This is a genomic window from Sphingomonas sp. SDUR79 (assembly GCF_056821745.1).
This window is the reverse complement of the sequence record NZ_JBPDIN010000001.1, coordinates 3,687,361-3,711,331: the sequence shown is the minus strand read 5'-3', so window position 1 is coordinate 3,711,331 and position 23,971 is coordinate 3,687,361. Positions and strand designations below refer to the sequence as shown.

Genomic DNA, 23,971 nt, shown 5'->3' with positions numbered 1-23,971 from the left:
CGCGGCAGCATCGGGGCGCGCGACACAGAATTGCGCCGTCGTACTTGTGTTGCAGAAATACAACACCATGTTAGCGGCGAAAGAATACAGGGACGATCATGAATCTCGAAAAGTTCACCGACCGCGCCAAGGGTTTCCTCCAGTCGGCCCAGACCGTCGCAATCCGCATGAGCCATCAGCGGATCAGCCCCGAACATCTGCTCAAGGCGCTGCTCGAAGACGAACAGGGCATGGCCGCCGGGCTGATCCAGGCGGCAGGCGGCGATGCCAAGCGCGCGGTCGCCGAAACCGACGCCGCGCTGTCTCGCGTCCCCGCCGTCACCGGCAGCGGCGCGCAACAGGCGCCCGGACTCGATAATGACGCGGTGCGCGTGCTCGACCAGGCCGAACAGATTGCGGGCAAGGCGGGCGACAGCTTCGTCACGGTCGAACGGCTGCTGCTCGCGCTGACCCTCGCCTCCACCACCAATGCCGGACGCGCGCTCGCCGCCGCCGGGGTGAAGCCCGAAGCGCTCAACGCCGCGATCGTCCAGCTGCGCGGCGGCCGTACCGCCGACACCGCCGGGGCCGAAGATCGCTACGATGCGCTCAAGAAATTCGCGCGCGACCTGACGCAGGCGGCGAAGGACGGCAAGCTCGACCCCGTGATTGGCCGCGACGAGGAAATCCGCCGCACCATCCAGATCCTCGCCCGCCGCACCAAGAATAATCCCGTCCTCATCGGCGACCCCGGCGTCGGCAAGACCGCGATCGCCGAGGGGCTGGCGTTGCGGATCGCCAATGGCGACGTCCCCGACACGCTCAAGAACCGCAAGCTGATGGCGCTCGACATGGGCAGCCTGATCGCGGGCGCGAAATATCGCGGCGAGTTCGAGGAGCGGCTGAAGGGCGTGCTGGACGAGGTCAAGGGTGCCGAGGGCGACATCGTGCTGTTCATCGACGAGATGCACACGCTGATCGGCGCGGGCAAAAGCGAAGGCGCGATGGACGCCGGCAATCTGCTCAAGCCCGCGCTCGCGCGTGGCGAACTGCATTGCATCGGCGCGACCACGCTCGACGAATATCGCAAATATGTCGAAAAGGACCCCGCGCTGCAGCGGCGCTTCCAGCCGGTCTTCATCGGCGAGCCGACGGTCGAGGACACGATCTCGATCCTGCGCGGCCTCAAGGAAAAATACGAGCTGCACCATGGGGTTCGGATCACCGACGCGGCGATCGTCGCGGCGGCGACCCTGTCCAACCGCTATATCTCCGACCGCTTCCTGCCCGACAAGGCGATCGACCTGATGGACGAGGCCGCTAGCCGCATCCGCATGGAGGTGGAGAGCAAGCCCGAAGAGATCGAGAACCTCGATCGCCGCATCGTTCAGCTCAAGATCGAAGAGATGGCGCTCGCCAAGGAAACCGACGCCGCCTCGCACGATCGTCTAGGTAACCTTCGCCACGAACTCGCCAATCTGGAGCAGCAATCCGCCGAACTGACCGGCCGCTGGCAGGCGGAGAAGGACAAGATCGCGGGTGAGGCCAAGATCAAGGAAGCGCTCGACGCCGCCCGGCTCGAACTCGAACAGGCCCAGCGCGCCGGCGACCTCGCCAAGATGGCCGAGCTCAACTACGGTACGATTCCGTCGCTGACCAAGCAGCTGGAGGCGGCGCAGGCCACCACCGGCGTCGCGATGCTGCGTGAGGAAGTGACCGCCGACGACATCGCCGGCGTCGTCAGCCGCTGGACCGGCATCCCCGTCGACCGGATGCTGGAGGGCGAGCGCGAGAAGCTGCTCGCGATGGAGGAACAACTCGGCAAGCGGGTGATCGGACAGGCGGCGGCGGTCAAGGCCGTCTCCACCGCCGTGCGCCGCAGCCGCGCCGGGCTTCAGGATCCGAACCGTCCGCTCGGGTCATTCCTGTTCCTCGGCCCGACCGGCGTCGGCAAGACCGAACTGACCAAGGCGCTCGCCGAATTCCTGTTCGACGATTCGAGCGCGATGGTGCGCATCGACATGAGCGAGTTCATGGAGAAGCATTCGGTCGCCCGGCTGATCGGCGCACCTCCCGGCTATGTCGGCTATGAGGAAGGCGGCGTGCTGACCGAAGCCGTCCGCCGCCGCCCCTACCAGGTCGTGCTGTTCGACGAGGTCGAAAAGGCGCATGGCGATGTCTTCAACATCCTGCTCCAGGTGCTCGACGATGGTCGCCTGACCGATGGGCAGGGCCGCACGGTCGACTTCACCAACACGATCATCGTGCTGACCTCCAACCTTGGCAGCCAGTTCCTGACGCAGCTCGAGGACGGGCAGGACGTGTCCGCCGTCGAGCCGCAGGTGATGGAAATCGTGCGCGGCCACTTCCGCCCCGAATTCCTCAACCGCCTCGACGAAATCGTGCTGTTCCACCGCCTCGGCCGCAGCGAAATGGCACCGATCGTCGATATTCAGGTCGCGCGGCTGGGCAAGCTGCTCAAGGACCGCAAGATCACGCTCGACCTGACGCCGGAGGCGCGCGACTGGCTCGGTCGCGTTGGCTACGACCCGGTTTACGGCGCACGCCCGCTCAAGCGCGCGGTACAGCGCTACCTTCAGGACCCGCTCGCCGATGCGATCCTGCGTGGCGAGGTCAAGGACGGCGCGACCGTCAGGGTGAGCGAGGGTGACGGCGGCCTGGTGCTGACCCCGGCATGAGCGAGGCCGACTTCAATCTCGCCCCGTCGATCGATGTCGAAACGCTGGCCGAGCGTTTCGCCCGCACCGGCCGGGTGCAGATCGCGCCGTTTCTGGATGAGGCGGACGCGACTGCACTCGCCGCGCACCTGCTCGCCCGCGATGATTGGCGGCAGGTGATGAATGCCGGCGAGAAGGTGTATGAGTCGGTTCCCGCGGTCCTCGCGACGCTGACCGATGCGCAGCGCGCGCGGCTGGAGGAGGTCATGAACGCGGCCGCGCGCGATGGCTTCCAATATCGCTACCAGTCGATCCGGGTACCCGACGAGGCCGCAGCGCGCGCCGCGCTCGACGATCCACTGGCTGCGTTTGCGCGATTCATGGCGAGCGCGCCGCTACTCGATCTGCTGGCGCGGGTCACCGGCGCCGCGGACATCAATTTCGCGGACGCGCAGGCGACCAAATACGAAAAAGGCGATTTCCTGACCGGGCATGACGATGGCGTCGCGGGCAAGAATCGGCGCGCCGCCTATGTCTTCGGCCTCACCTCCCGCTGGCGCGCCGAATGGGGCGGGCTGCTGCTGTTCCACGGTGGCAGCGGCGGCATTGCGGAGGGCTATGTCCCGGCGTTCAACACGCTCAGCCTGTTTGCGGTACCGCAACCGCACAGCGTCAGCCAGGTGACGCCTTGGGCCGGCGGGCCCCGGCTGTCCGTCACCGGCTGGCTGCGCGCACTCCCTTGATTCACCGCGCCCAATGACGGAACATGCGCCATGCGCCTGAAGCAGCCTTTCCTGAAGCTCCACAAATCCTTCGATGCCGAGCGGCTTGCCGCCGAAATCCGTGCGCTCCCCGCCACGGCATGGCTGCCCCATCCGGGCAATTATCCCGGCAACGATGCAGTCCTGCTGGTGACGCCCGAGGGTCAGATGACCAATGGCTTCACCGGGCAGATGGGGGCGACCGACCATCTGCGCGCTAGCCCCTACATCATGGAGGTGATGGCGGACATCGGCGCGGTCTGGGGCCGCAGCCGGTTGATGGGCCTTGGCCCGGGCGCCAGCGTGCCACCGCATGTCGATGTGAATTATCACTGGCGCACGCATATGCGCATCCACATCCCGGTGATCACCAACCCGCGCGTGCTGTTCACCTGCGGCGACGAGAGCGTCCATATGGAGGCCGGCAGCTGCTGGCTGTTCGACTCATTCCGCATGCACAATGTCCACAATGGCGGCAGTGAGAAGCGGGTCCATCTCGTGCTCGACACGGTCGATGGCGAAGAGATGTGGGATCTGATCGACCAGGCCCAGAATGGCGCGCCGTCACCGGCGCAGCGCGCCCCGCGCCCACTGCGCTTCGAAAAAGTCGACATGAACAAGATCATGTCGCCATGGGAAGTGCGCTGCCACATCGCCTTTCTCGCCGAATATGCGGTGCCAGACCCGCGGCTCGACGGCGTGCTCAACCGGCTTGAGCGGTTCACTGCCGCCTGGACATCGGCCTGGTGCGAATTTGAGACCGACCCCGCCGGACTTCCGGAATATCGCCGCCTGATCGCAGGACTGCGCCAGGATCTGATGGGGAGCGGCGGCGGGAGCCTGCCCTTGCGCAACCAGGTGCCGCTGATCCGGGCGCTGACCGAACTGATCTTCGACGTCGCGGCGCCCAACCCGGCGCCGCAGGCACGCGTCGCGCTGGCGTCCTGATCCGATGATCCTGTCGCACCGCCACCGCTTCGTCTTCACGGCTATCCCCAAGACCGGCACCCACTCGGTCCGTCAGGCGCTACGGGCGCATCTGGGCGATGAGGATGAGGAACAGGTCCGACTGTTCGTCGAGAAGCGCATGGCCGCGCCCGAGCTGGCCCGGCTGGGCCATGGTCATATCAGCCTCGCCGAACTGCGCCCGGCGCTGGGTGAAGAGCGGTTTGCGGATTATTTCAAATTCGCGTTCGTGCGCAATCCGTTCGACCGCTTCGTCTCCTATTGCGCGTTCGCGACCAGCCAGCAGGGGACGTTCAAGCACGACCCCCAGGGCGTCATGCGCCATTTCCTGTTCACCGCCCCGCCCCATCATCACGTCATCTTCCGCCCGCAGCACAGCTTCGTCACCGCGCCGGATGGAACGATGCTCGCCGATCATCTCGGCCGGGTCGAGGATATGCAGGGCAGCTATGACGCGATCTGCGCCCGTATCGGCATTGCGTCGACGCCACTCGGTCGCGCCAACACGTCGGAGCACCGGGATTATCGCAGCTATTACGACCAGGCACTGATCGACGGCGTGGCGCGGCTTTATGCCCGCGACATCGAACTGTTCGGCTATGAATTCTGAGGGCCGCCGCGATGTATCCCAACCCCCGCAAGACCCAATCCATCCGCCGGCTAGGGCCGGTCGATATATCCGCGCTGCGCGCTGCCGTCGCCGCGATCCCGGAGGCACTGTGGGACGCGGAGAATGCGGGCAAGCCGAACCGGTTCGAGGCGCTCGATTCGACCCGCCACATCGTGTTCCGCTTCGTCGACGGGGTGGACGACTGGCGCCGCAGCCATGATCGTCCGCTATGGGCGGAGTGGCGGCCGCTGATCGATCCGGTGCTGGAGGCTGCAGTCGCGCCCTATGGCTATGCGCGCGGTGCCTTTCCGCGCGTCATGCTCGCTCGAATGCGTTCCGGTGGCGTAATCCGCCCGCATCGCGACGCCAATCCCGCCGCGAAATGGCCGCACAAGATTCACGTGCCGCTCGAAACCAATGAAGCCGTCACCTTCTTCACCGGCGACGCCGGACATCATCTGCCAATCGGGGAGGCGGTCGAGGTCGACAATATGGGGGTGCATTCGGTGACCAATGCCGGGACCACCGATCGCGTGCACCTCATCTTTGAATATTATGACCTCGATCAGCCTGATCCGGAGTGGATCGGGACGGGCATGGCGCCCGGCTGATCAGGCGATCTAGCAGATCAGTTCCCTTTTTCGAGGTTGATGACCGGCTTGTTGAATGCCTCGGCAGCGGTACGGCGCGCCTCTTCGGCAATCGCTTCCCATTCCGCGCGGGTGCGGCACGTTGACTTGGTGAAGCGCGTGCCGGTCTGCTTCTGCTGCTTGCACACGCGCTGCTGCGGATCCTGCTTGGCGGGATCGTCCGACAGACCCGCGGTGAACAGGGCGACAGTGGCGAGGATCATCGGGCGACTCCGCAAAAATGTACAAGTGTTGCTAGGCTAGCTACTTCACAGACAAGTTCAACCGCCAGCACCAAGTTCGACCGGCGCAGTGCTACCATAGCCGAATTCTCCGACCCACGGCTCAAGGATCGGCAGGATCTGCGTCAGTTGCGGGCGATAGCGTTCCCAGCGCCCCGTCGCACGCGTGTAGATCGGCTCGGTCACCTGACCATAGCTCGGCGTGCGAATGAAGCCGCGCGCTTTGGCCGTGCGCTGATGGTCGAGCACCGCCGGATCCCAATCGAGGCCCAGAAAGTCGAACACCGGACGCACAATGCCCTCGACATCCTCGATCATCGCCTCATAGCGCACCTCGTGCACATTCAGCGGGAAGATGCCGCGACACTGCTGCCAATAGGCCATCACCCGATCGTAGAGCAGGCTGCCGCTGGTCAGGTCGAGGAAGCTCGCCATTGCCTGGGTCAGCTTGAAATTCTGCATGAAGCAGCTCAGCACCACGTCGCACGGATGGCGCATCGCAAAGATGATGCGGGCGTCCGGAAACAGTCGGTGGATCAGTGGCGCGCGCATCATCGACAGGGGGTTCTTGTCGACGATCAGCTTGCCGCCGGAGTCCGGGGCCACCCGTGCCAATTCCTCGAAATAACGTCCACGCAACCGGACTGCTTCATCTTCGTCAATCTCGCCGATCCGATCGAAGCCGCCCAATTCGTCGGCGACCTGTGCCAGGATCGGCACTTCCTCCAGCACATGGACCGACGGGTGCCCGAGCAGGATCGTGTCGAGCAGCGTCGTACCGGACCGCGGAAAGCCGACCATGAATGTCGGCGACGCCGGCTCGCTCGGCAGGGTGATGGCGGGCCAGCGCGCGAACCAATCCGACGTGGTCCGCGCCGCCAGCTGCTCGACCTCGGCTTGATAGGCGCGCCGATCGACCCCTTGCCCAAGCGGCGATTGCGCCATCGCCCAGTGCATCTCTTCGAACGCGGCGAAGGCCAGTCCGGTCTCGCCGAGTTGGTCCGCGACCTGGCCGACAAAATGCGATCGCACCGCCGGATTGATCGATGCCGAACGGGCATCGCGCGCGAGGGTCAGCGCGGCGTCGAGCTGGCCCTGGCGACGCAGCACCATCGCCTTGAGATAATCGATGTCCGCGCCGTTCGCACCGCGCGCCTCCGCTTGGCGCAGCAATGTTTCCAACTCTGAAATGCGATTGCCCTGTTCGAGCAGGATACCAAGATTGAGCAACGCTGGACCGAAATCCGCCCGGGCATTCAGCGCAAAGCGATAGGATTGCTCCGCGCGAGCGCGATCCTCCAGGTCCATGAACGCAAGACCCATGGCGACAAACGTCTCTGGGTTGGTCGAGTCGATTCGCGCGGCATCCGCATAGGCGACGAGCGCCTCGCGCGAGCGATCGAGGCGGGTCAGCGCGTGCCCGAATTCGATCAGCACGGCGGGATTGCGCGGATCGAGCCGCACTGCCTCCTGAAAGGCAACCGCGCTATCATCATAGCGCGACATCGACGCCAGGACGCGACCGATGTTGGTGTAGATCACTGCTGAATCCGGTCGCAGCACCCGCGCCTGCTGCAACGAAGCTAAGGCCGCTTCGAGTTCACCCAGTTCGTGCCGGATATTACCCAGATTGTTCCAGCTGTCCGCGTCCTGCGGAGTGGCGTCCACGATCTGCTGATAGGCCATTGCCGCCTCCCAGGGACGCCCCAGCGCCTTGAGAATATCGGCGTGAAGGCGGCGCATCGCATCAGGCTGCCCGGGTGCGCCGGCAATCGCCTCGGCTTCGGTAAGTTCCCCCGCATCGACCAGTGCGCGAGCGAGATTGAAACGCGATCCGGGATTGTCGCCGCCCGCCTTGAGTGCGCGACGCAGGAGCGGCACGCCCATCTTGGGCGCGCCAAGCTGGCAATGCGCGATGCCCGCGATCTGCAGCGCAGCGGGGTTGTTCGGTGCCACCTTGAGCACCTGTTCGGCCAATTGTCGCGCCCCGGCCGGATCTCCGCGACCGAAAAGCGCCGCGGCCTGTTGCAGAGTCTGCTGGATGTTCATGCCGTTACCCGAACCCGCGCCGCGCGATCATGCCGAGGGCTGCACGCGTGCTTGCTGTCAAACCGATGCACGCACCTTGCCCCAAAAAAGAAGGGCGAGGCAATCGCCTCGCCCTTCCAAAGCTGCTGATCCGGTCGGATCAGAACTTGAGCCGTGCCGACACATAGAAGCGGCGACCGATAACGTCGTAGGTCGACGGATCGGTGCCCGACTGCACGTTCGGTGCATAGGTCGGCGGCTTGCGGTCGAACGCGTTGTTCAGACCCAGACGCAGCGTCATGTTCTCGACCTGGCCCTGCACGGCGAAGTCGAAATACCAGACCGAGCCCGGACCGGTGAACGTCTCGCCGATAAACTGACGCGACGCGCGGTTTTCCATCGCATCGATGTAGCGCACGCGGCTCTGCAGCGAGAGGCCCTTGTTCAGGTTGAAGCCGACATTCATCGTCCCCTTCCATTCCGGGAAGCTGGTGCCGAGACCAGCGCCGAAATAGGAAGCGGTGCCCGCATAGTCGGTCTGCAGACCGCCAAGGCCAGTGACCTTGAAGTCGAACAGATAGTTGACGAGCAGGTTGAAGTTGATCGACGATTCAGGACCAACGAACTCGGTCGGCAGGTTGTAACCCAGCTGGAAGTCGATGCCCGAGGTCTTGAGCGACCCCTGGTTGACCGCCTGGAAATAGCCGTTCGAGTCACCACCCAGCGACGGCGGCAGGAAGATCGCCGCGATGTTGTTGTTCGAGCGGAACAGGCCACCGCAATACGGGTTGGTCGTGCTCAGGCTCGGGTTGATGTCGTTATAGCCATAGCACGATGCGATGATCTCGTTCACGTCCGGCGAGAAGATCGTGTCGCTGACCTTGATGTTGTAATAGTCGATCGACCCAGTGAAGCCGAGCGCGTTGAACACGAACCCTGCGGTGAACGCGTCCGACTTTTCAGGCTTCAGGTTCGGGTTGCCCGTCACCGTGATGAAGGCCTGCGCACCCGGCGTTGCGACGAAGGTGTTGAGCGTCGTTGCCGACACACCCGTCGCCTGACACAGGGCAGCGCCAGTCGCACCCCGCGTCGCGCGGAAGTTCGAGTTGGTCGAGCACGGATCGAAGATCTGCGGGAAGCTGCCGCCGCCCGAGAACAGCTCACCGAAGTTCGGTGCGCGCACCGAATGCTGATAGCTGGCGCGGAAGCGGAGCTCACGCACCGGCGACCAGGTCAGCGTGCCGCCATAGGACCAGTCGTTCGACGGCGACCCATCGATTCCGTTCTGGATATCGTTGAAGTCGCTCTTCGAGTGACGCGCCGTCAGGGTCAGCTCAAGGCTTTCGGCCAAAGGAGCGTCCTTGAGGATCGGGATCGACGCTTCGCCGAAGAAGTCGAGGAAGCTGTTCGTGCCGAGGTCGGGCGTGCTGGTGTTGAAGCCGGCAATCGGACCGAACAGTGCGCCGGGATCGAACTCGTAGCGGAAATCACGCTTTTCGGCACCGAACACGACCGAGAGCGGGCCAGCCGGCAGCTCGGCGAGCTGACCGGTGATATAGGCCTGAGCCACCTTCTGGGTGAAGGTGGTCTTGGTCACGCCGACTTCGTCGACGAAATCCACGCACGCCTGCGAGAAGGGCTGGATACCGAACGGATTGAACCCGCCAGCGCAGAGGCTGACGCCGCCATCGGGCGCTTCGAGCAGCTGCTGCACGCGCTGGACGTTGACGTTGCCGGTGGCGCGCTGGTCGATGACCGTCTTGCCCCACGAATAATAGGCCTCGTAACGCCAGTTGGGCGCGAACTCGCCACGCAGACCGGCCAAGCCCTGAATGACCTGGTTCTCGAACTGCTGCTCGCGCAGGCCGGTGCCAAGGAAGCGATAGCCAATGCGCACGCCTTCGGCGGCACCCGATCCGGCCAGCAAGGGGTCATCCCCGGTGCGCGAGTTGACCAGCGCGACCAGATCCGGCGAAGCTTGGAGGAACGGGTTGGTGACCGGCACCACGAAGCCGGTGATCCGTTGACCAACCTCGACGAGCGGCGAGCGGGCGTTCAGAGCCGACGCGGTGCTGGTCGTGTTGACGATACCCGTGCTGACCGGGGTCGGCGCCAGCGCGGTCGCCGACTGGTAGTTGGTATATGCACCCTGGACAAAGAACTCGAACGCATCGTTCAGCTTGTAGTTGCCGCGGGTGAACGCCGAATAGCGCTCGAGCGGCAGCACGAGGATGTTCACGATGTCGAAGTTGTAAGAATAGAAGTCAGGGAAATAGTTGAGGTTCGGGTTGGCCGGCGAATCCAGGCCATAGCGGAAGTTCACAACGTCGACCGGCGAGTTGAACGTACCGACACCGAACAGGGTACCGTCCGAGTTGAACGCCAGCTGGTTGGTGCGCGGAAGCTGTGCCGTGGGCACGCCATAGGCGGTGAAGATCGAGTTGACGACCGCCTGGCTGTACGAATTGGTCGCGCTGTTGACGAGCGAGCCCGTCGGGAACGAACCGGTGGTCGAGGTCGCCTGCGCCGCGAACGGACGCTGCGCCTTGATCAGGCCCTGACGCTCGGCATATTCGACCGACAGCGCGAAGTTGCCGCGATCATCGGCGAAGTTGCCGCCGATCGTGCCGCTGATCTGATATTCGCGCGCGTCGGTCTGCGGCATCGAGTTCGTATAGTTGGCGCGCAGATCGACGCCCTCGAAATCGTCCTTCAGAATGATGTTGACGACACCTGCGACCGCGTCGGCACCATAGGCCGCGCCCGCGCCGCCGGTCAGCACATCGATGCGCTCGATCAGGCCCTGCGGGATCGTGTTGAGGTCGACCGTCTGGTTCGACGCCGACACCATCGGGCGACGGCCATCGACCAGCACCAGGTTGCGGTTGGCGCCCAGGCCGCGAAGGTCGATGTTCGACTGACCGCCGTTGCCGGGGTTGTTCGACGTGGTCGTGCCGGCCGGATTGACCTGCGGCAGCGTGTTCAGGAACGTGTCGAGCGTGACGTCGGCGTTCTGAGTGGTCTCAAGGCCGGTGACGCTGGTGACCGGGCTGTTCGCTTCAAGGTTCGGGCGCAGAATGCGCGAACCCGTGATGACGATCGCCTCACCCTCGGCCGGAGCCTCTTCAGTCTGGGCGAAGGCCGGCGTTGCGACCACAGTGCCGATCAGCAGGGTCGAGGTAAGCAGGTGCCTGCGAACATTTGATACCATTGGAAGCTCCCCGTTTTTCGGGACATCGCGCTGGACGCCCCATCGTTCACGCACGACGAACGCCGCGCAGATTGGGTATCGATACGTCTGCAACGATGCACCGCACAAGAGCTTGGCACGCCGGCTGTCGCAAAGTCGTCATGCCGTGACAAAAACGTCACATATGGCGTGTAGTCGGCGCGGTCCTAGAGTCGTTTTCCGGCAGGCAGCACTAGTCCGCCGTTACAGGCATCGACCCGGCGATCAGCAGCGGATCGATTCGCGCATTGCCCCATTTCATCCCCCAGTGGAGATGCGGGCCGGTCGAGCGGCCGGTGGTGCCAATCGCGCCGATCCTCTGACCGCGTCGCACCACGTCGCCGACCTTCACGTCGATCCGCGACAAATGCAGGAAGGCGCTGTTGAGCGACATGCCATGGTCGAGCATCAGCAGCTTGCCCTCGAGCGTGAACGGCAGCTGCGCGGCAAGCACAACCACGCCGTCGGCGGGGGCGATGATCGGCGTGCCGGTCGGGCGCGCGACATCGATGCCGGAATGATAGGAGCCCGGCTCGCCCTTGTAGATGCGCTGTGACCCGAACAGGCCGGAGATGCGCCCGGTCACCGGCCACATGAAATCCTGTCGCCAACCATGCACATCGTGCGACTTGGCCCGCGCCGCATTGATCTGCGCCAGTTCGGCAGGACGACGGCGCTGAAACTCGGCGCTGGGCTGGGCAAATCGCGGAAGCGTGTTCAGCCGTTCGATCCGCCAGGCGCGCGGCTGGATCGTCAGCGTCTGGCGCAACAGGCTGCCATCGACCCGCGTCGCGACCAACTCGGCGCTGGCCGCAGCATCGCGATCGAACGCGATCAGGAACCGTCCATCCGATGCAACCCGCACGTCGCGACCGTCAAGTGTCACCCGGCTGGTCAGCGCGGGTGCGGTGCCGAGCAGGGTGCCGCCCTGGATCATCGGCCCGTCGAACCGGAATGCGGTGCGCGACTGTGCCGCTTGCGGCGGAGACGCCGCCGTCGGAGCGGCCACTCCCCCAAAAGCGGCCATCAGCGCGAATGCAGCGCCCGCGAAGATTGCCCCCCCGACCCTCCTCACGCCGCACTCATCGCCTTGGTTGCGATCTCGGCGGTCGCATAGGCTTCCTGGTCCGCGACGCTCCAATAGCGCAATGCATCCAGCGGGATATTCTCCCCGCTCACCGCGCACACGACATGATCGCCCGATGAGAGCACGCGAAAACCGTTCGCCATATAATGAAGCCGTGCCGGGCGGGCGGAATTGGACGACATCAACATGGCTACGCTCACTCTTGCGGTTGGGGCGGGTCAGAACAGGCCGGGCTGTTCGGGCTTGTCCCCAGCATAGGGCTTGCCGCCGCCGCGCTCAACCCGCGCGTCCACGGTGCCGTCTCCGAACTGGAGCGTCAGTGCCCCGGCGGCGCGTGCGTCAGCCGCGCTCGCGATCACCTTGCCGGTCGCCTTGGCACCGACCCGGACATAACCGCGCTGCAACAGATTGTCGGGATTGACCGCATCGAGCAGCTTGCCCGTGCCCTCAAGCCGGTGGCGCAACCCCTCCAGCTTGCGCTCCAGAACGGCGGGGCGCAGCGCCCCGCCGGCGCGGTCGAGGATCCCTCGCGCGACGGTCACCCGCCGCTCCAGCCCGCGATCGAGTCGCGCGGCAAGGTCGTCCGCCTTTTGCCGCTGCGGCCCGAGCAGCGCGTCGCGACGCGGGAGCACGCGCACCAGCGCCTGCAACCGCTCATTGCCGCGCTCATGATAACGCCGCGCACAGCGTTCGGTGCGCAGCGCCAGCGTCGCGACATGATGACTGAGGTCCGCCCGAACCGGCACCGCCATTTCGGCAGCCGCAGTCGGGGTTGGCGCCCGCACGTCTGCGGCGAAATCGCACAGGGTCGTGTCGGTCTCATGCCCCACCGCCGAGATCACCGGGATGCGGCACGCCGCGACCGCACGCACCACCGGCTCCTCGTTGAACGCCCACAAATCCTCGATCGACCCACCGCCGCGCGCGACGATGACCAGATCGGGGCGCGGCACCGGCCCATCGGCAGGCATTGCATCAAATCCGCGCACCGCCGCCGCGACCTCAGCCGCAGCGCCATCGCCCTGCACCTTCACCGGCCACACGAGGACGCGGGTCGGGAAGCGATCGGCGAGGCGGTGCAGAATGTCGCGGATCACCGCTCCGGTGGGCGAGGTGACGACGCCGATCACCTTCGGCGCGAACGGCAGTGGCTGCTTGCGCGACACGTCGAACAGCCCTTCGCCCGCCAGCTGCGCCTTCAGCTTCTCGAACAGCGCCATCAGCGCGCCTTCGCCAGCCAACTCCATCCGCTCGATCACGATCTGGTATTTCGAGCGGCCGGGATAGATTGTCAGCTTGCCGGTCGCGACGACCTCTATCCCGTCTTGCGGGCGGAACGGCAGCCGGTCCGCCGCGCCACGCCACATGACGCCATCGATCACCGCATCGGCATCTTTCAGCGCCAGATAGACATGGCCCGACGCCGCGCGCTTATAGCCCGAAATCTCGCCGCGCAGCCGGACATGGCCGAACTCGCCCTCGACCATCCGTTTCAGCCGCTGCGACAATTCGCCGATGCTGAGCGGCGCGTCATTGTCCCCTTCCCGCCCCTCGGCTACGAGCCGGGGCATATCGATATCGTCGAAGGGATCTGACATGAACGTCCTGTTGCTTGGGTCGGGTGGCCGCGAACATGCGCTCGCCTGGAAGCTCGCGCAATCGCCCCGGCTCGATAGCCTGCATGCGATCCCCGGCAACCCCGGAATCGCCGATCACGCGACGTGCCACGATGTTTCGCTGACCGATCATGCAGCGGTGATCGAGTTCTGCCGCGCCCACGCGATCGGCTTTGTCGTGGTCGGCCCCGAAGCGCCTTTGGTCGATGGCCTGAGCGACGCGCTGCGCGCCACCGGACTGCCGGTGTTCGGCCCGTCGCAGGCCGCTGCCCAACTCGAGGGCTCGAAGGGTTTCACCAAGGATCTGTGTGCGCGCGAAAATATTCCGACCGCAGGCTATGTCCGGGTCCGCGACCTCGACACTGCCCGCGCAGTGCTGGCGCGCGACTTCGGCCGTCCGGTGGTGATCAAGGCGGACGGGCTGGCTGCCGGCAAAGGCGTCACCGTCGCAATGAGCGAAGACGAGGCACAGGCCGCGATCGCCGCGATCTTCGAAAAGCCTGGCGGTGAAGCGGTGATCGAGGAGTTTCTGGACGGCGAGGAAGCCAGCCTGTTCGTCCTGACCGACGGCGTGAACTATCTCCCGATCGGCTCGGCGCAGGACCATAAGCGTGTCGGCGACGGCGACACCGGCCCGAACACGGGCGGAATGGGCGCGTACAGCCCCGCCCCGGTGCTGACCCCCGCGCTGGAGGCCGAGGCGATCGAAACGATCATCAAGCCCACCATCGCGGGAATGGCCAAGGCCGGCACCCCCTATTCGGGCGTTCTCTACGCCGGTCTGATGCTCACCCGCACCGGGCCGAAGCTGATCGAATATAACGCCCGCTTCGGCGACCCCGAATGCCAAGTGCTGATGATGCGGCTGGATGAGGATCTGCTCGAACTGATGCTGGCGACCGAGGCGGGAGAGCTTGCCGACCGCGCCGTGCCGCGCTTCTCGGAGAACACTGCGCTCACCGTGGTGATGGCGGCCAAAGGTTATCCAGGAACGCCCGAGTCGGGCGGCGCAATTCGCGGCATCGCGGCAGCCGAAGCGGCCGGCGCGAAGGTGTTCCAGGCGGGTACCAAGCGCGATGGCGACACGCTCGTCGCAGCCGGGGGCCGCGTCCTCACCGTCACAGCCACCGGTGCCACCGTCACCGATGCCCAGGCCGCCGCCTATCGCGCGGTGGATGCGATCGACTTCCCCAGCGGCTTCGCGCGCCGCGACATCGGCTGGCGCGAAGTGGCACGCGAGCGGGGCTGACCCCGGCCGTCGCCCCGGCGCAGGCCGGGGCCGCCAGATGGAAAGGTAAGGACTGGCCTCGGGCGGTCCCGGCCTGCGCCGGGGCGACGGCGGCTTCTGACACTTTCAGTCAAACCATGTAACAATATAACTTGTTCATCTGCGGCTCATCGCGAGCGGCGCACCCCTTGGCTCGCCTAATGCGACCAAAAGGGGAAGCTCCATGAAGCGCACCGCCGCCCTCGTTTCGCTCTCGCTGTTGCTCGGAGCCGCCGCGCCGCCACCCGCCAGCGCGCCTCAAGTCCGCAGACCCGCGCCGCCGAGCGCCGGCAACGACTCCCCCGTGCGGTGCAAAACCGGCAGTAGCGCCTATCGGCCCGGTGCCATTTCTTCGCGACCACGGGGCGGCCCCGCGCCGCGGCATTATTTCGCACCGCCTGCACCGCCCCCACCGCCCGCCATGTCCGCGCCAGCCCCCCAGGCGATCGTGCCCGGTTCCGCCGCCGACTATGCTGCAAAGCGGAGCGCGCCAGGCTATGCCGCAACCGCCCCCTATGGCTCCGCTGACAACCGCGAACGCTATGAAGGCAAAGAGGTTGCCGCCGTCCAGTCGGTCGCGACCGCGCCCGTTTCCACCTTCTCGGTCGATGTCGATACCGGCGCCTACTCCAATGTCCGCCGCTTCCTGCAAAAGGGGCAGACTCCCCCCGCCGAGGCGGTGCGGACCGAGGAGATGATCAACTATTTCCGCTACGACTATCCGCTGCCCGCATCTCGGCAACAGCCGTTCAGCGTGACCACCGACGTTGCGCAGACCCCGTGGAACCCCGACACCCGCCTCGTCCGCCTCGGGCTGCGTGGCTATGACGTGACCGCACAGGGCCGCCCGGCGGCGAACCTCGTCTTCCTGGTCGATGTTTCGGGATCGATGAGCAGCGACGACAAGCTGCCCCTAGTCAAGCGCGCGCTGACGATGCTGGCCGACAAGCTTACGCCGAAGGATCGCGTGTCGATCGTCGTCTATGCCGGTGCGGCGGGCGTCGTGCTCGACCCGACCGCGAACCCCAAACATATCCGCGCCGCGCTCGATTGCCTCGAAGCGGGTGGGTCGACTGCGGGCGCTGCGGGGCTTCAGCTCGCCTATGACATCGCCAGCGCGAACTTCATCAAGGGTGGGATCAACCGCATCTTCGTCGCCACCGATGGCGATTTCAATGTCGGGGTCAGCGACAACAAGGCGCTGGAGGCGATGGTGAAGAAATATCGCGACAGCGGCGTCACCCTGACCACGCTCGGCTTTGGTGAGGGCAATTACAACGAGGCGTTGATGGAGCGCATCGCCGATCTCGGCAATGGCAACTATGCCTATATCGACAGCGCCATGGAGGCGCAGAAGGTGCTCGACGACGAGCTCAGCGCGTCGCTGTTCACCATCGCCAAGGATGTGAAGGTGCAGGTCGAGTTCAACCCGGCGCAGGTCAGCCAGTATCGCCTGATCGGGTACGAGAACCGCGCGCTGGCCGAAGAGGATTTCGACAATGATGCGGTGGATGCCGGCGATATCGGCGCGGGGCATCAAGTGACGGCGATTTATGAAGTCGTGCCGGCGGGCGGCAAGGGCTGGCTGCCCGATCGCCGCTATGACGGCAATCGCCCGTCCGCGCCGACCGCGTCGGGACGGGAGCTGGCGTTCGTCAAACTGCGCTACAAGCTCCCTGGCGAAGTCGCGTCGCGCCTGATCGAAAAGCCTGTTCCGGCATCGCTCCTGCGCGCAGCCCCGACACCGAGCGGCGACATGGCGTTCGCTGTCGCCGTCGCGGCGTTCGGTCAGAAGCTGCGCGGCGACAAATATCTCGGCGGCTACAGCTATGCCGCGATCCGCGGTCTTGCGGGCAACCCCCAGGGCTATTGGCGCAACGAATTCCTCAAGCTCGCCCAGCTGGCGGCGGTGCAGGAGGTGCGCAGCGCATCAAAGGACTGATGGGCCCGATCGGCCTATTCGCGCATTTCGCCTATGCAATGACGCGGGGAGGCATGACCGATGGACGAAAAACCTTATGTTCCGCCGGCGGGGATTGCCGAGACATTCGCCTGGGTGACGGTCTCGCACATGATATTGATCGCAATCCTTGCCGCGGGCGCGATCACCATTCTCTGGTGGGGTAATCGGCTGCGTCGTCAGCGGAAACAAGCGCGCGAGGAGGCTGAACGCGCGGCTGAGGAACGCGACGCGGAGCCCTAATCCGCAACTTCGCTGAGCAGCAGCTTGTCGATCTTGTGGCCGTCCATATCGACGATCTCGAAGCGCCAGCCCTGTTCGACAAAGCTCTCGCCCTCATTCGGCAAGCGCTTGAGCACCGCCAGCGCGAGCCCGGCGACGGTTGCATAATCGCGATCCTCGGGCAGATCGATCTTGATCCGATCGGCCAGCGAATCTGCGGCAAGCTGGCCCGACACCAGCAGCGATCCGTCCTCACGCACGGTGATTGACGGGTTGTCGCCCGCATCGACATCGGACAAGAACTCACCCGCAATCGCCGCGAGCAGATTGGCAGGGGTCACGATCCCCTCGAAATGTCCATATTCGTCATGGACGAAGCCCATCGGCACCGCAGCGCGGCGCAACGCGCCCAGCGCGTCCATCGCATCGACCTGATCGGGCAGCACCGGCGCGGGTTGTGCCAGCGCGCGCAGATCGAGCGGACGCCCTTCGATCAGCGCGGTCACGACATCGCGCGCCTGCACCACGCCGATGACCGCATCGACCGAACCGTCAGCCACCGGCAGCCGCGTATGCGGAGTCGCCGACAGCGCGGCGCGGATTGCCGCTTCGTCCAGATTGACGTCGATCCAGTCGACATCGGTGCGCGGGGTCATCACTTCGCGGACCGGGCGGTCGGCTAGGCGCACCACGCCGGAGATGATCGACCGCTCATGCTCCTCGATCACGCCCGAATGGGTCGCTTCGGCGACGATCATGTGCAGTTCTTCGGCGGTCACGCGATTCTCGGACTCGCGGTTGAGCCGCAGCAGGTGGAACACCAGCGCGCTGCTGCGGTCCAGCACCCATACGACCGGCGCGGTAATGCGCGCGAGCAACTTCATCATCGGCGCAATGACCACCGCGAACGGCTCGGGCGAGCGCAGCGCGAACTGTTTGGGCACCAGCTCGCCGAAGATCAGCGAAACATAGGTGGTAAAGGCGATGACGATGGCGAAACCGATCGTCTGCGCCAGCTCCGCCTCGACGCCCAGCGCCGCGATCCGCGCGCCGGCGGGCGTGCCCAGGCTGGCGCCCGAATAGGCACCGTTGATGATACCGATCAGGGTGATTCCGATCTGTACCGTCGACAGGAACTTGCCGGGGTCCGCAGCAAGATCGAGCGCGGTCTGCGCGCCGCGCTTGCCAGAGCGCGCCAACCCCTCCAGCCGCGCCTTGCGCGCCGATACGATCGCAAGTTCGGACATGGCGAACACGCCGTTGAGCGCGACCAGTGCGAGAATGATCGCGACATCGATCCAGGGTATGGGGGGAAGCGGGTCCATTGGCCTGCACTCCCCATAGTCGCATTCAGGCCGCTTTCACAACCGCCGATTGAAATCATGTCGGTGCGCAGGCGGAACAAGGCTGTTGCCGGGCCGTTTGTCGTGCGAAAGTTCAAGGAGGCTGTTATGCGTTTTACTACCAACTGGGCCATGATCCCCGCCGTCGCCGCGCTGGCATTGACGGGTGCCTGCGTCACCGATCCGGTTACCGGCGAGCAGCGGATTTCCAAGGCCGGCATCGGCGCCATCGGCGGCGCACTGGGCGGCTATCTGCTCGGCGATATCGTCGGCGGGCGGCGTGACCGGACCGAAAAGATCGTCGGTGCCGGGATCGGCGCGGTCGCGGGTGCCGCGATCGGCAACTATATGGACCGTCAGGAGCGCGAGATCCGCGAACGCACCGCCGGCACCGATGTCGAGGTGATCCGCCGCGGCGACGACCTGATTCTGTCGATGCCGTCGGGTATCACCTTCGCGACTGACAGCGCGACGGTGCAGTCGCAATTCCGCCCGACGCTCGACAAGGTCGCCGATGTGCTCGACCGCTATAATCAGACCTATGTCGATGTGTATGGCCACACCGATTCGACGGGCTCGGATGCCTATAACCAGACTTTGTCGGAGCGGCGCGCAGTAGCGGTCGCCGATTATCTGGTGTCGCGCGGGGTCGAGTCGGCCCGCCTCGAAACGCTCGGCTATGGCGAAACCCAGCCGATCGCATCGAACGAGACCGTCGAAGGCCGCGCCCAGAATCGCCGCGTCGAAATCAAGATCGTCCCGATTCGGGAAAGCGACATGCGCTGATCTTGAGAGCAGCTTACCCGCTCTCCGCCTGCGGGGAGGGGTGGCGCGCGAAGCGCCGCCGGGAGAGGGGGCTGTCGGATCGGCAGAAGCCGCTACAACAGCCCCCTCTCCCCGGCCCTCTCCCCGCAAGCGGGGAGAGGGAGATTACCGCCGCGCGGCGAAAAACTCTCGCAGCAGCGCACCGGCCTCGCCCTCACCGATCCCAGGATACACGTCAGGGCGGTGGTGGCAGGTCGGTTGAGCAAAGAAACGCGGGCCATGCTCAACCGCACCGCCCTTGGGGTCGCTCGCTGCATAATAAAGACGGGCAATGCGGGCATGGGCGATGGCACCCGCGCACATCGCGCACGGCTCCAGCGTGACCCACAGGTCGCAATCCTCCAGCCGGTCGCGCCCGAGCGCCTGTGCCGCCGCACGAATAGCCAGTATTTCGGCGTGTGCAGTCGGATCGTGCAGTGTCCGCGGCGCATTGGCCGCGACCGCGACCACGCGATCGCCCTGAATCACCACCGCGCCGACCGGCACTTCGCTGGTCTCAGCGGCGGCGCGCGCGGCGTCGAGTGCGGCGCGCATGGGTTCGGGCAGCGGGAACATGCCGCTGCTATGCCCCAGACAGCGGCGGTCGGCTACCTTGTGCCGACGCGCCGCGGTTGAATGCGGTTACTTGGCCGCCGGCGTCGGCTGCGCCTTCTCGACCTCTACGGTCGGGACCTGAATCGTCTTGTTTTCCATGGTGATGGTCGGCACCTGAATCGTCTTGTTGGTGGTGCCCATCCCGACATCACCGACGTCCGCCGCAACGGTCGGGGCCTTCCCGCCCTCGAACTTCACGGTCGGGAGCGCGCCCGGTTTCATGTCGACGCTCAGCATGCCAAGCGACATCAGCACTACGATTACCACGGCCGCGAGGCCGAGAATTGCCAGAAGTCCACGCATCGAGTCCGATCTCCCTGTTCGAATCGTTTGCGAAATAACGCATTGTTGACCATAGGGGTTGCACGCACGGTGCGATACAGGGCGATGCACGGTTGACGAAATCGCGCTGTCCCGTTATCGGGCCGCTCTTTCCCAGCGCCGCTGGACAGGCTGAAACCTAGGAACGATTCGATGTCGCGCATTTGCGAGCTGACCGGCAAGGGCCGGCAGGTGGGTCACAATGTTTCCCACGCCAATAACAAGACCAAGCGTACCTTTCTGCCCAACCTGCAGAATGTGACGCTGATGTCGGAAGCGCTCGAGCGCTCGATCCGTCTGCGCGTGTCGACGCACGGCCTGCGCTCGGTCGAGCATAATGGCGGCCTCGACAACTGGCTGATGAAGACCGGCGATGAAAAGCTGTCGCTGCGCGCGCGCCGCCTGAAGCGCGAAATCGCCAAGAAGGCGACTGCCGCAGCCTGATTCGCTTCGGCGACCGGGTTTCTGATCGGCCCGCTCCCATTTCGGGACGCGGGCCGTTCGGCGTTTTAATCGCTGCCGCCGAGTCGGAACCCGGTGCCGTCTATCGATCGAGCCGGAATTTGAGCAGCAATGAGCGCTGCAGAAACAGCTGGTTGTCGTCCGACGCGATCCACAAGATCGTGTCCCTGCCTTCCCGCACGGCCGCGAGCGCCTCGAAATTGTCGTGCAGCACCGCACCCTCGAATCGGGCGATCTCCCGACCGGTAACGATCGCCCCGCGCCGAATCGCCGTGCGCGGAACAACCGTGAGCGTCGCAGTGAAGGTCAGCGGCAGCGCAAAGCGCCGGTTGAGGATCGCGATACGCCCATCCGGAAGCTCCGCCATATCGGTCGGCTTGAAGCCGCGCGGTGGGCGATAGCTGAACGCGAAACCGCGGCGCGGGGCAACGACCGGATCGCCGCTGAACATGATGCCGCGCACCGTCCCCGCTGCGTCGCCCTTGTGGTCCTCCGCCAGCACGACGAAGCGGCCATCGCGCAGACGCACCATCGCCTCGGCCCCGCCGTTGCTTGACCAGTTTGCCAGAGCCGGGGGCGTCGCGTGCGCCTGCGCATGCGCAAAGCCCCGTTCATAGCGCCAGATTGCGTTCGCCCGTTCAAACCCGACCCAGATCCGTCCGGTCACAGGGTCGGTCGTCAGCGATTCGCTGTCGCGATCCTGTTTGTGCCAGCCTTTGCCCGGGCCAGCGGGAAGCTCGGCAAAGCGCACGGCGCGCGGCCTCCAGTCCGCACCCATCGCGAACGACACGATGTTGCCGCCGTCGCTCAGCAGCGTGAACTGGTCGCCGTCCACCGCCATCGCCGAAAAGCCCCCGAACGCCGCCCCCTCCCCCTCAAGCGCGACCCCGCCGAGGAAGGTCAGCCCGCCGAGTTGCGTGCGCTGCGGATTGCCCGGTTCCAGCACCACCTGTGTCGCCTGAATCGTCGCGGTGCGCGGCAATAGCGGCAGCCGTGCCTCACCCGACCATTGCGGGACGAAGAGCAGGATCAGCAGGATCGACAGGATGACGCGCATCACGCTCTTCATAGCGGCCGCAATCGCGCCGCAAAGCTGAACCTCAGATAACAGCCTTGTTCAGCCTGGGTTGGATGCCGTTCAGCTAAACGACAGCCAAGCTGTTCCGCGGCGTATTTCGCGGACCTGCCCGACATGCCGGTGCGATCCGAACGCCCCGCCCGATTTCCCGTGTTGCGTACCGGGACAGGGCACTTCCCCCTCGGGCGCTACGGGTCCACCGGCACCCCCCTTTACGATTCCGCAACGATCCTGAACCACGCATAACAGGCGCATTCAGGGATCGCTCAATGCGATTATGCGAATCCCTTGTTCAACGAGATCGGACGAACAAGGAGATACGACATGTTCAAGCAGCTTTCCCTGATCGGCGCCGCGCTGGCGATGACCGGCACCGCGCTGGTCCCCGCGACCGAGGCCGCGGCGCAAAGCCGCTATGAATATCGCGACGACCGCGGCTATCAGCGCGACGATTATCGCGGGTATCGCGACCATCGCGATTATCGTCGCGGTGACCGCCGTCAGCATTATCGCCCGCGCGCGGCGGACCGGTGCCGTGATGGCGAGGGCGGCGCGATTGTCGGCGCGATCGCCGGCGGCCTGGCCGGTAATGCGATTGCCGGTCGCGGCGACAAGACCATCGGCACCATCCTGGGCGGCGTGGTCGGCGCACTGGCCGGGCGCGAGATCGACCGGGCCGACCGGCCGGGCTATTGCCGCCGCTAAGCGCTAACGACGCGGATCGAATTGGGCCGGCCTCTATGGGGTCGGCCCTTTTCGTGTGAACCACTTGGCCGCTCACGCGTTGTGCGGCCATGCTGAAACCCTGCAATGACTCTGCGCATCCGCTGGCGGAGCGCTTTCGCGCGTTCGTCAAATCGACCGAGTTCCCCTGTGTCGGCGCCAAATCCGCGCTGAGCCGCGATCGCATGCGCTTCGTCGTGGGCAAGGATATCGGGTCGGCCTGGGACGATCTGCGCATTCTACCGAACCTGCACGACCTTGCTGCCAGTTACCGTGCCGAGCCCGAACTGTTCCAATCTCTCGTCGTGCTGTTCGAACAGGACCGTGCGCTGGATGAACCGACGTTCGAGACGAATCTTTGGGCTCGGCTGCAATCGCTGACCGACAAGGACGAATGGCTGGGGCAACCGGGCGATCCGCGCGTCAGCCACGACCCCGGCGACCCGCATTTCTCGCTCAGCTTCGGTGGCGAGGCGTTTTTCGTGGTCGGCCTGCACCCGCAGGCGAGTCGGCCGGCCCGGCGGTTCGATCGCCCGGCGCTCGTGTTCAATCTGCACGACCAGTTTGAGCAACTGCGCGCGCAGGGCCGGTATGAGAAGCTGCGCGATTCGATCGTGGCGCGCGATGTCGCGCTGGCGGGCGCGCCCAACCCGATGCTGGCGCAGCACGGCACCGTCTCCGAAGCGCGGCAATATAGCGGGCGGGTGGTCGATCCCGAATGGCGCTGCCCGTTCCGCGGCCGTGGAGGTGCCCAGGATGCCGCATAGGATTGCCCCGCGTTCAGGCGTCGCGTTCGAGCTGCCCAAGGGAGCGCTGCTGACCGTCACCGACCCGACCGGCGAGCAGGTCGCCGACCTGCTTGCCTATCGCAAGGATGATGTCGGTGAGGTGATCTCGTCCGGCCGGACGCTGGATTATGCCAGCCGCATCTATCTGACGACAGGCGACAAACTCTATTCGAACCGCAGCAATGTGTTGCTGGAGATCGTGGCCGACGATGTCGGGCGGCATGATTTCCTGCTGACGCCGTGTTCGAAGGACACGTTCCGGATCATCTATGGCGACACCGATCCGCATCGCGGCTGCTTCGGCAACCTCGCCGCCGCGCTGGCGCCTTATGGTGTCGCGGAGGACATGATCCCGACCGCGTTCAACTGCTTCATGAACGTGCCGGTCGATGGCACCACAGGCGAACTGCGCGTCGATCCGCCGCTCAGCAAGGCGGGGGACCGGATCGTGTTTCGGGCGATGGAGGATTTGGTGATCGGGCTGACCGCCTGTTCGGCGCTGCAGTCGAACAACGGGTCGTTCAAGCCGATCGACTGGGAAATAACGCCGCCGGAGTGATCCG

Annotated in this window: 23 protein-coding genes; 13 read left to right on the top strand and 10 right to left on the bottom strand. The window is 65.3% G+C overall.

What is annotated here, in order from left to right; all coding sequences use genetic code 11:
* Positions 1-98 precede the first annotated feature (98 nt).
* Genes clpB through ACRYLO_RS18210 form a run of 5 tightly spaced genes read left to right on the top strand, consistent with a single transcriptional unit; the run spans position 99 to position 5,605 of the window.
* Positions 99-2,678, top strand: coding sequence for an ATP-dependent chaperone ClpB (gene clpB, locus ACRYLO_RS18230; RefSeq protein WP_482661469.1), 2,580 nt, complete (start codon positions 99-101; stop codon positions 2,676-2,678).
* Positions 2,675-3,400, top strand: a complete 726-nt coding sequence (locus ACRYLO_RS18225; RefSeq protein ID WP_482661468.1) for a 2OG-Fe(II) oxygenase — start codon at positions 2,675-2,677, stop codon at positions 3,398-3,400. Before clpB ends, ACRYLO_RS18225 begins: the two co-directional genes overlap by 4 nt.
* Positions 3,401-3,430: 30 nt before the next feature.
* The gene (locus ACRYLO_RS18220) at positions 3,431-4,366 is read left to right on the top strand and encodes an aspartyl/asparaginyl beta-hydroxylase domain-containing protein (protein ID WP_482661467.1); all 936 of its coding nucleotides are present in this window, start codon (positions 3,431-3,433) and stop codon (positions 4,364-4,366) included.
* A gap of 4 nt (positions 4,367-4,370) precedes the next feature.
* Complete coding sequence (locus ACRYLO_RS18215; RefSeq protein ID WP_482661466.1) at positions 4,371-4,994, top strand: sulfotransferase family 2 domain-containing protein; 624 nt, start codon at positions 4,371-4,373, stop codon at positions 4,992-4,994.
* 11 nt (positions 4,995-5,005) lie between these two features.
* Entirely contained in the window at positions 5,006-5,605 is a 600-nt protein-coding gene (locus ACRYLO_RS18210; protein WP_482661465.1) for an aspartyl/asparaginyl beta-hydroxylase domain-containing protein, read from the top strand.
* A gap of 17 nt (positions 5,606-5,622) precedes the next feature.
* Here the strand turns inward: ACRYLO_RS18210 and ACRYLO_RS18205 are convergent, their stop codons facing one another.
* The 6 genes from ACRYLO_RS18205 to xseA form a co-directional block, all read right to left on the bottom strand.
* Entirely contained in the window at positions 5,623-5,847 is a 225-nt protein-coding gene (locus ACRYLO_RS18205) for a hypothetical protein (RefSeq protein ID WP_294016314.1), read from the bottom strand.
* Positions 5,848-5,904: 57 nt separating this feature from the next.
* A complete protein-coding gene (locus ACRYLO_RS18200; RefSeq protein ID WP_482661464.1) occupies positions 5,905-7,914 on the bottom strand; it encodes a tetratricopeptide repeat-containing sulfotransferase family protein in 2,010 nt (669 codons plus the stop codon).
* Between the two features lie 139 nt (positions 7,915-8,053).
* Positions 8,054-11,104: a TonB-dependent receptor domain-containing protein gene (locus ACRYLO_RS18195; protein ID WP_482661463.1), complete on the bottom strand. Its 3,051-nt coding sequence runs from the start codon at positions 11,102-11,104 to the stop codon at positions 8,054-8,056.
* A gap of 211 nt (positions 11,105-11,315) precedes the next feature.
* Entirely contained in the window at positions 11,316-12,149 is an 834-nt protein-coding gene (locus tag ACRYLO_RS18190; RefSeq protein WP_482661462.1) for a M23 family metallopeptidase, read from the bottom strand.
* A gap of 44 nt (positions 12,150-12,193) precedes the next feature.
* The gene (locus tag ACRYLO_RS18185) at positions 12,194-12,397 is read right to left on the bottom strand and encodes a DUF2093 domain-containing protein (protein ID WP_482661461.1); all 204 of its coding nucleotides are present in this window, start codon (positions 12,395-12,397) and stop codon (positions 12,194-12,196) included.
* 30 nt (positions 12,398-12,427) lie between these two features.
* Positions 12,428-13,807, bottom strand: coding sequence for an exodeoxyribonuclease VII large subunit (gene xseA / locus ACRYLO_RS18180; protein WP_482661460.1), 1,380 nt, complete (start codon positions 13,805-13,807; stop codon positions 12,428-12,430).
* Here xseA and purD point away from each other — a divergent pair.
* The 3 genes from purD to ACRYLO_RS18165 all read left to right on the top strand — a co-directional run bounded on the left by purD (position 13,806) and on the right by ACRYLO_RS18165 (position 17,295).
* A complete protein-coding gene (purD, locus tag ACRYLO_RS18175; RefSeq protein WP_482661459.1) occupies positions 13,806-15,074 on the top strand; it encodes a phosphoribosylamine--glycine ligase in 1,269 nt (422 codons plus the stop codon). The two genes, xseA and purD, sit on opposite strands and share 2 nt — an antisense overlap.
* A gap of 439 nt (positions 15,075-15,513) precedes the next feature.
* Complete coding sequence (locus tag ACRYLO_RS18170; protein WP_482661458.1) at positions 15,514-17,034, top strand: vWA domain-containing protein; 1,521 nt, start codon at positions 15,514-15,516, stop codon at positions 17,032-17,034.
* 60 nt (positions 17,035-17,094) lie between these two features.
* Positions 17,095-17,295, top strand: a complete 201-nt coding sequence (locus ACRYLO_RS18165; protein WP_482661457.1) for a hypothetical protein — start codon at positions 17,095-17,097, stop codon at positions 17,293-17,295.
* Here the strand turns inward: ACRYLO_RS18165 and ACRYLO_RS18160 are convergent.
* On the bottom strand, positions 17,292-18,599 hold the full coding sequence (locus ACRYLO_RS18160) for a hemolysin family protein (protein ID WP_482661456.1): 1,308 nt from the start codon (positions 18,597-18,599) through the stop codon (positions 17,292-17,294). The genes ACRYLO_RS18165 and ACRYLO_RS18160 overlap by 4 nt on opposite strands.
* A gap of 126 nt (positions 18,600-18,725) precedes the next feature.
* Here ACRYLO_RS18160 and ACRYLO_RS18155 point away from each other — a divergent pair, with 126 nt between their 5' ends.
* Entirely contained in the window at positions 18,726-19,403 is a 678-nt protein-coding gene (locus ACRYLO_RS18155; RefSeq protein ID WP_482661455.1) for a YiaD family glycine zipper/OmpA-like lipoprotein, read from the top strand.
* 144 nt (positions 19,404-19,547) lie between these two features.
* On the opposite strand, the gene ACRYLO_RS18150 is transcribed toward ACRYLO_RS18155, so the two are convergent.
* Both ACRYLO_RS18150 and ACRYLO_RS18145 read right to left on the bottom strand, forming a co-directional pair.
* On the bottom strand, positions 19,548-19,976 hold the full coding sequence (locus tag ACRYLO_RS18150) for a nucleoside deaminase (RefSeq protein WP_482661776.1): 429 nt from the start codon (positions 19,974-19,976) through the stop codon (positions 19,548-19,550).
* Between the two features lie 87 nt (positions 19,977-20,063).
* On the bottom strand, positions 20,064-20,339 hold the full coding sequence (locus tag ACRYLO_RS18145; RefSeq protein ID WP_482661454.1) for a hypothetical protein: 276 nt from the start codon (positions 20,337-20,339) through the stop codon (positions 20,064-20,066).
* A gap of 171 nt (positions 20,340-20,510) precedes the next feature.
* Between ACRYLO_RS18145 and rpmB the strand changes: the two genes are divergently transcribed.
* Positions 20,511-20,801 carry a 50S ribosomal protein L28 gene (gene rpmB / locus ACRYLO_RS18140; protein ID WP_294016335.1) on the top strand — a complete coding sequence of 97 codons (291 nt, stop codon included), beginning with the start codon at positions 20,511-20,513 and terminating at the stop codon, positions 20,799-20,801.
* Positions 20,802-20,901: 100 nt separating this feature from the next.
* On the opposite strand, the gene ACRYLO_RS18135 is transcribed toward rpmB, so the two are convergent.
* Entirely contained in the window at positions 20,902-21,888 is a 987-nt protein-coding gene (locus tag ACRYLO_RS18135; protein WP_482661453.1) for an esterase-like activity of phytase family protein, read from the bottom strand.
* Positions 21,889-22,221: 333 nt separating this feature from the next.
* On the opposite strand from ACRYLO_RS18135, the gene ACRYLO_RS18130 reads away from it, so the two are divergent.
* The 3 genes from ACRYLO_RS18130 (at position 22,222) to ACRYLO_RS18120 (ending at position 23,967) form a co-directional block, all read left to right on the top strand.
* Positions 22,222-22,602: a glycine zipper 2TM domain-containing protein gene (locus tag ACRYLO_RS18130; protein WP_482661452.1), complete on the top strand. Its 381-nt coding sequence runs from the start codon at positions 22,222-22,224 to the stop codon at positions 22,600-22,602.
* A gap of 89 nt (positions 22,603-22,691) precedes the next feature.
* Positions 22,692-23,387, top strand: a complete 696-nt coding sequence (gene gntA, locus ACRYLO_RS18125) for a guanitoxin biosynthesis heme-dependent pre-guanitoxin N-hydroxylase GntA (RefSeq protein WP_482661451.1) — start codon at positions 22,692-22,694, stop codon at positions 23,385-23,387.
* Positions 23,377-23,967 carry a DUF1989 domain-containing protein gene (locus ACRYLO_RS18120; RefSeq protein WP_482661450.1) on the top strand — a complete coding sequence of 197 codons (591 nt, stop codon included), beginning with the start codon at positions 23,377-23,379 and terminating at the stop codon, positions 23,965-23,967. Before gntA ends, ACRYLO_RS18120 begins: the two co-directional genes overlap by 11 nt.
* The last annotated feature ends 4 nt before the right edge of the window (positions 23,968-23,971 follow it).

Excerpts from the sequence above, each read along its gene's own strand:
- clpB (WP_482661469.1), top strand. The coding sequence starts at position 99 with ATGAATCTCGAAAAGTTCACCGACCGCGCCAAGGGTTTCCTCCAGTCG.
- ACRYLO_RS18225 (WP_482661468.1), top strand. The coding sequence starts at position 2,675 with ATGAGCGAGGCCGACTTCAATCTCGCCCCGTCGATCGATGTCGAAACG.
- ACRYLO_RS18220 (WP_482661467.1), top strand. The coding sequence starts at position 3,431 with ATGCGCCTGAAGCAGCCTTTCCTGAAGCTCCACAAATCCTTCGATGCC.
- ACRYLO_RS18215 (WP_482661466.1), top strand. The coding sequence starts at position 4,371 with ATGATCCTGTCGCACCGCCACCGCTTCGTCTTCACGGCTATCCCCAAG.
- ACRYLO_RS18210 (WP_482661465.1), top strand. The coding sequence starts at position 5,006 with ATGTATCCCAACCCCCGCAAGACCCAATCCATCCGCCGGCTAGGGCCG.
- ACRYLO_RS18205 (WP_294016314.1), bottom strand. The coding sequence starts at position 5,847 with ATGATCCTCGCCACTGTCGCCCTGTTCACCGCGGGTCTGTCGGACGAT.
- ACRYLO_RS18200 (WP_482661464.1), bottom strand. The coding sequence starts at position 7,914 with ATGAACATCCAGCAGACTCTGCAACAGGCCGCGGCGCTTTTCGGTCGC.
- ACRYLO_RS18195 (WP_482661463.1), bottom strand. The coding sequence starts at position 11,104 with ATGGTATCAAATGTTCGCAGGCACCTGCTTACCTCGACCCTGCTGATC.
- ACRYLO_RS18190 (WP_482661462.1), bottom strand. The coding sequence starts at position 12,149 with ATGGCCGCTTTTGGGGGAGTGGCCGCTCCGACGGCGGCGTCTCCGCCG.
- ACRYLO_RS18185 (WP_482661461.1), bottom strand. The coding sequence starts at position 12,397 with ATGTTGATGTCGTCCAATTCCGCCCGCCCGGCACGGCTTCATTATATG.
- purD (WP_482661459.1), top strand. The coding sequence starts at position 13,806 with ATGAACGTCCTGTTGCTTGGGTCGGGTGGCCGCGAACATGCGCTCGCC.
- xseA (WP_482661460.1), bottom strand. The coding sequence starts at position 13,807 with ATGTCAGATCCCTTCGACGATATCGATATGCCCCGGCTCGTAGCCGAG.
- ACRYLO_RS18170 (WP_482661458.1), top strand. The coding sequence starts at position 15,514 with ATGTCCGCGCCAGCCCCCCAGGCGATCGTGCCCGGTTCCGCCGCCGAC.
- ACRYLO_RS18165 (WP_482661457.1), top strand. The coding sequence starts at position 17,095 with ATGGACGAAAAACCTTATGTTCCGCCGGCGGGGATTGCCGAGACATTC.
- ACRYLO_RS18160 (WP_482661456.1), bottom strand. The coding sequence starts at position 18,599 with ATGGACCCGCTTCCCCCCATACCCTGGATCGATGTCGCGATCATTCTC.
- ACRYLO_RS18155 (WP_482661455.1), top strand. The coding sequence starts at position 18,726 with ATGCGTTTTACTACCAACTGGGCCATGATCCCCGCCGTCGCCGCGCTG.
- ACRYLO_RS18150 (WP_482661776.1), bottom strand. The coding sequence starts at position 19,976 with ATGCGCGCCGCACTCGACGCCGCGCGCGCCGCCGCTGAGACCAGCGAA.
- ACRYLO_RS18145 (WP_482661454.1), bottom strand. The coding sequence starts at position 20,339 with ATGCGTGGACTTCTGGCAATTCTCGGCCTCGCGGCCGTGGTAATCGTA.
- rpmB (WP_294016335.1), top strand. The coding sequence starts at position 20,511 with ATGTCGCGCATTTGCGAGCTGACCGGCAAGGGCCGGCAGGTGGGTCAC.
- ACRYLO_RS18135 (WP_482661453.1), bottom strand. The coding sequence starts at position 21,888 with ATGAAGAGCGTGATGCGCGTCATCCTGTCGATCCTGCTGATCCTGCTC.
- ACRYLO_RS18130 (WP_482661452.1), top strand. The coding sequence starts at position 22,222 with ATGTTCAAGCAGCTTTCCCTGATCGGCGCCGCGCTGGCGATGACCGGC.
- gntA (WP_482661451.1), top strand. The coding sequence starts at position 22,692 with ATGCTGAAACCCTGCAATGACTCTGCGCATCCGCTGGCGGAGCGCTTT.
- ACRYLO_RS18120 (WP_482661450.1), top strand. The coding sequence starts at position 23,377 with ATGCCGCATAGGATTGCCCCGCGTTCAGGCGTCGCGTTCGAGCTGCCC.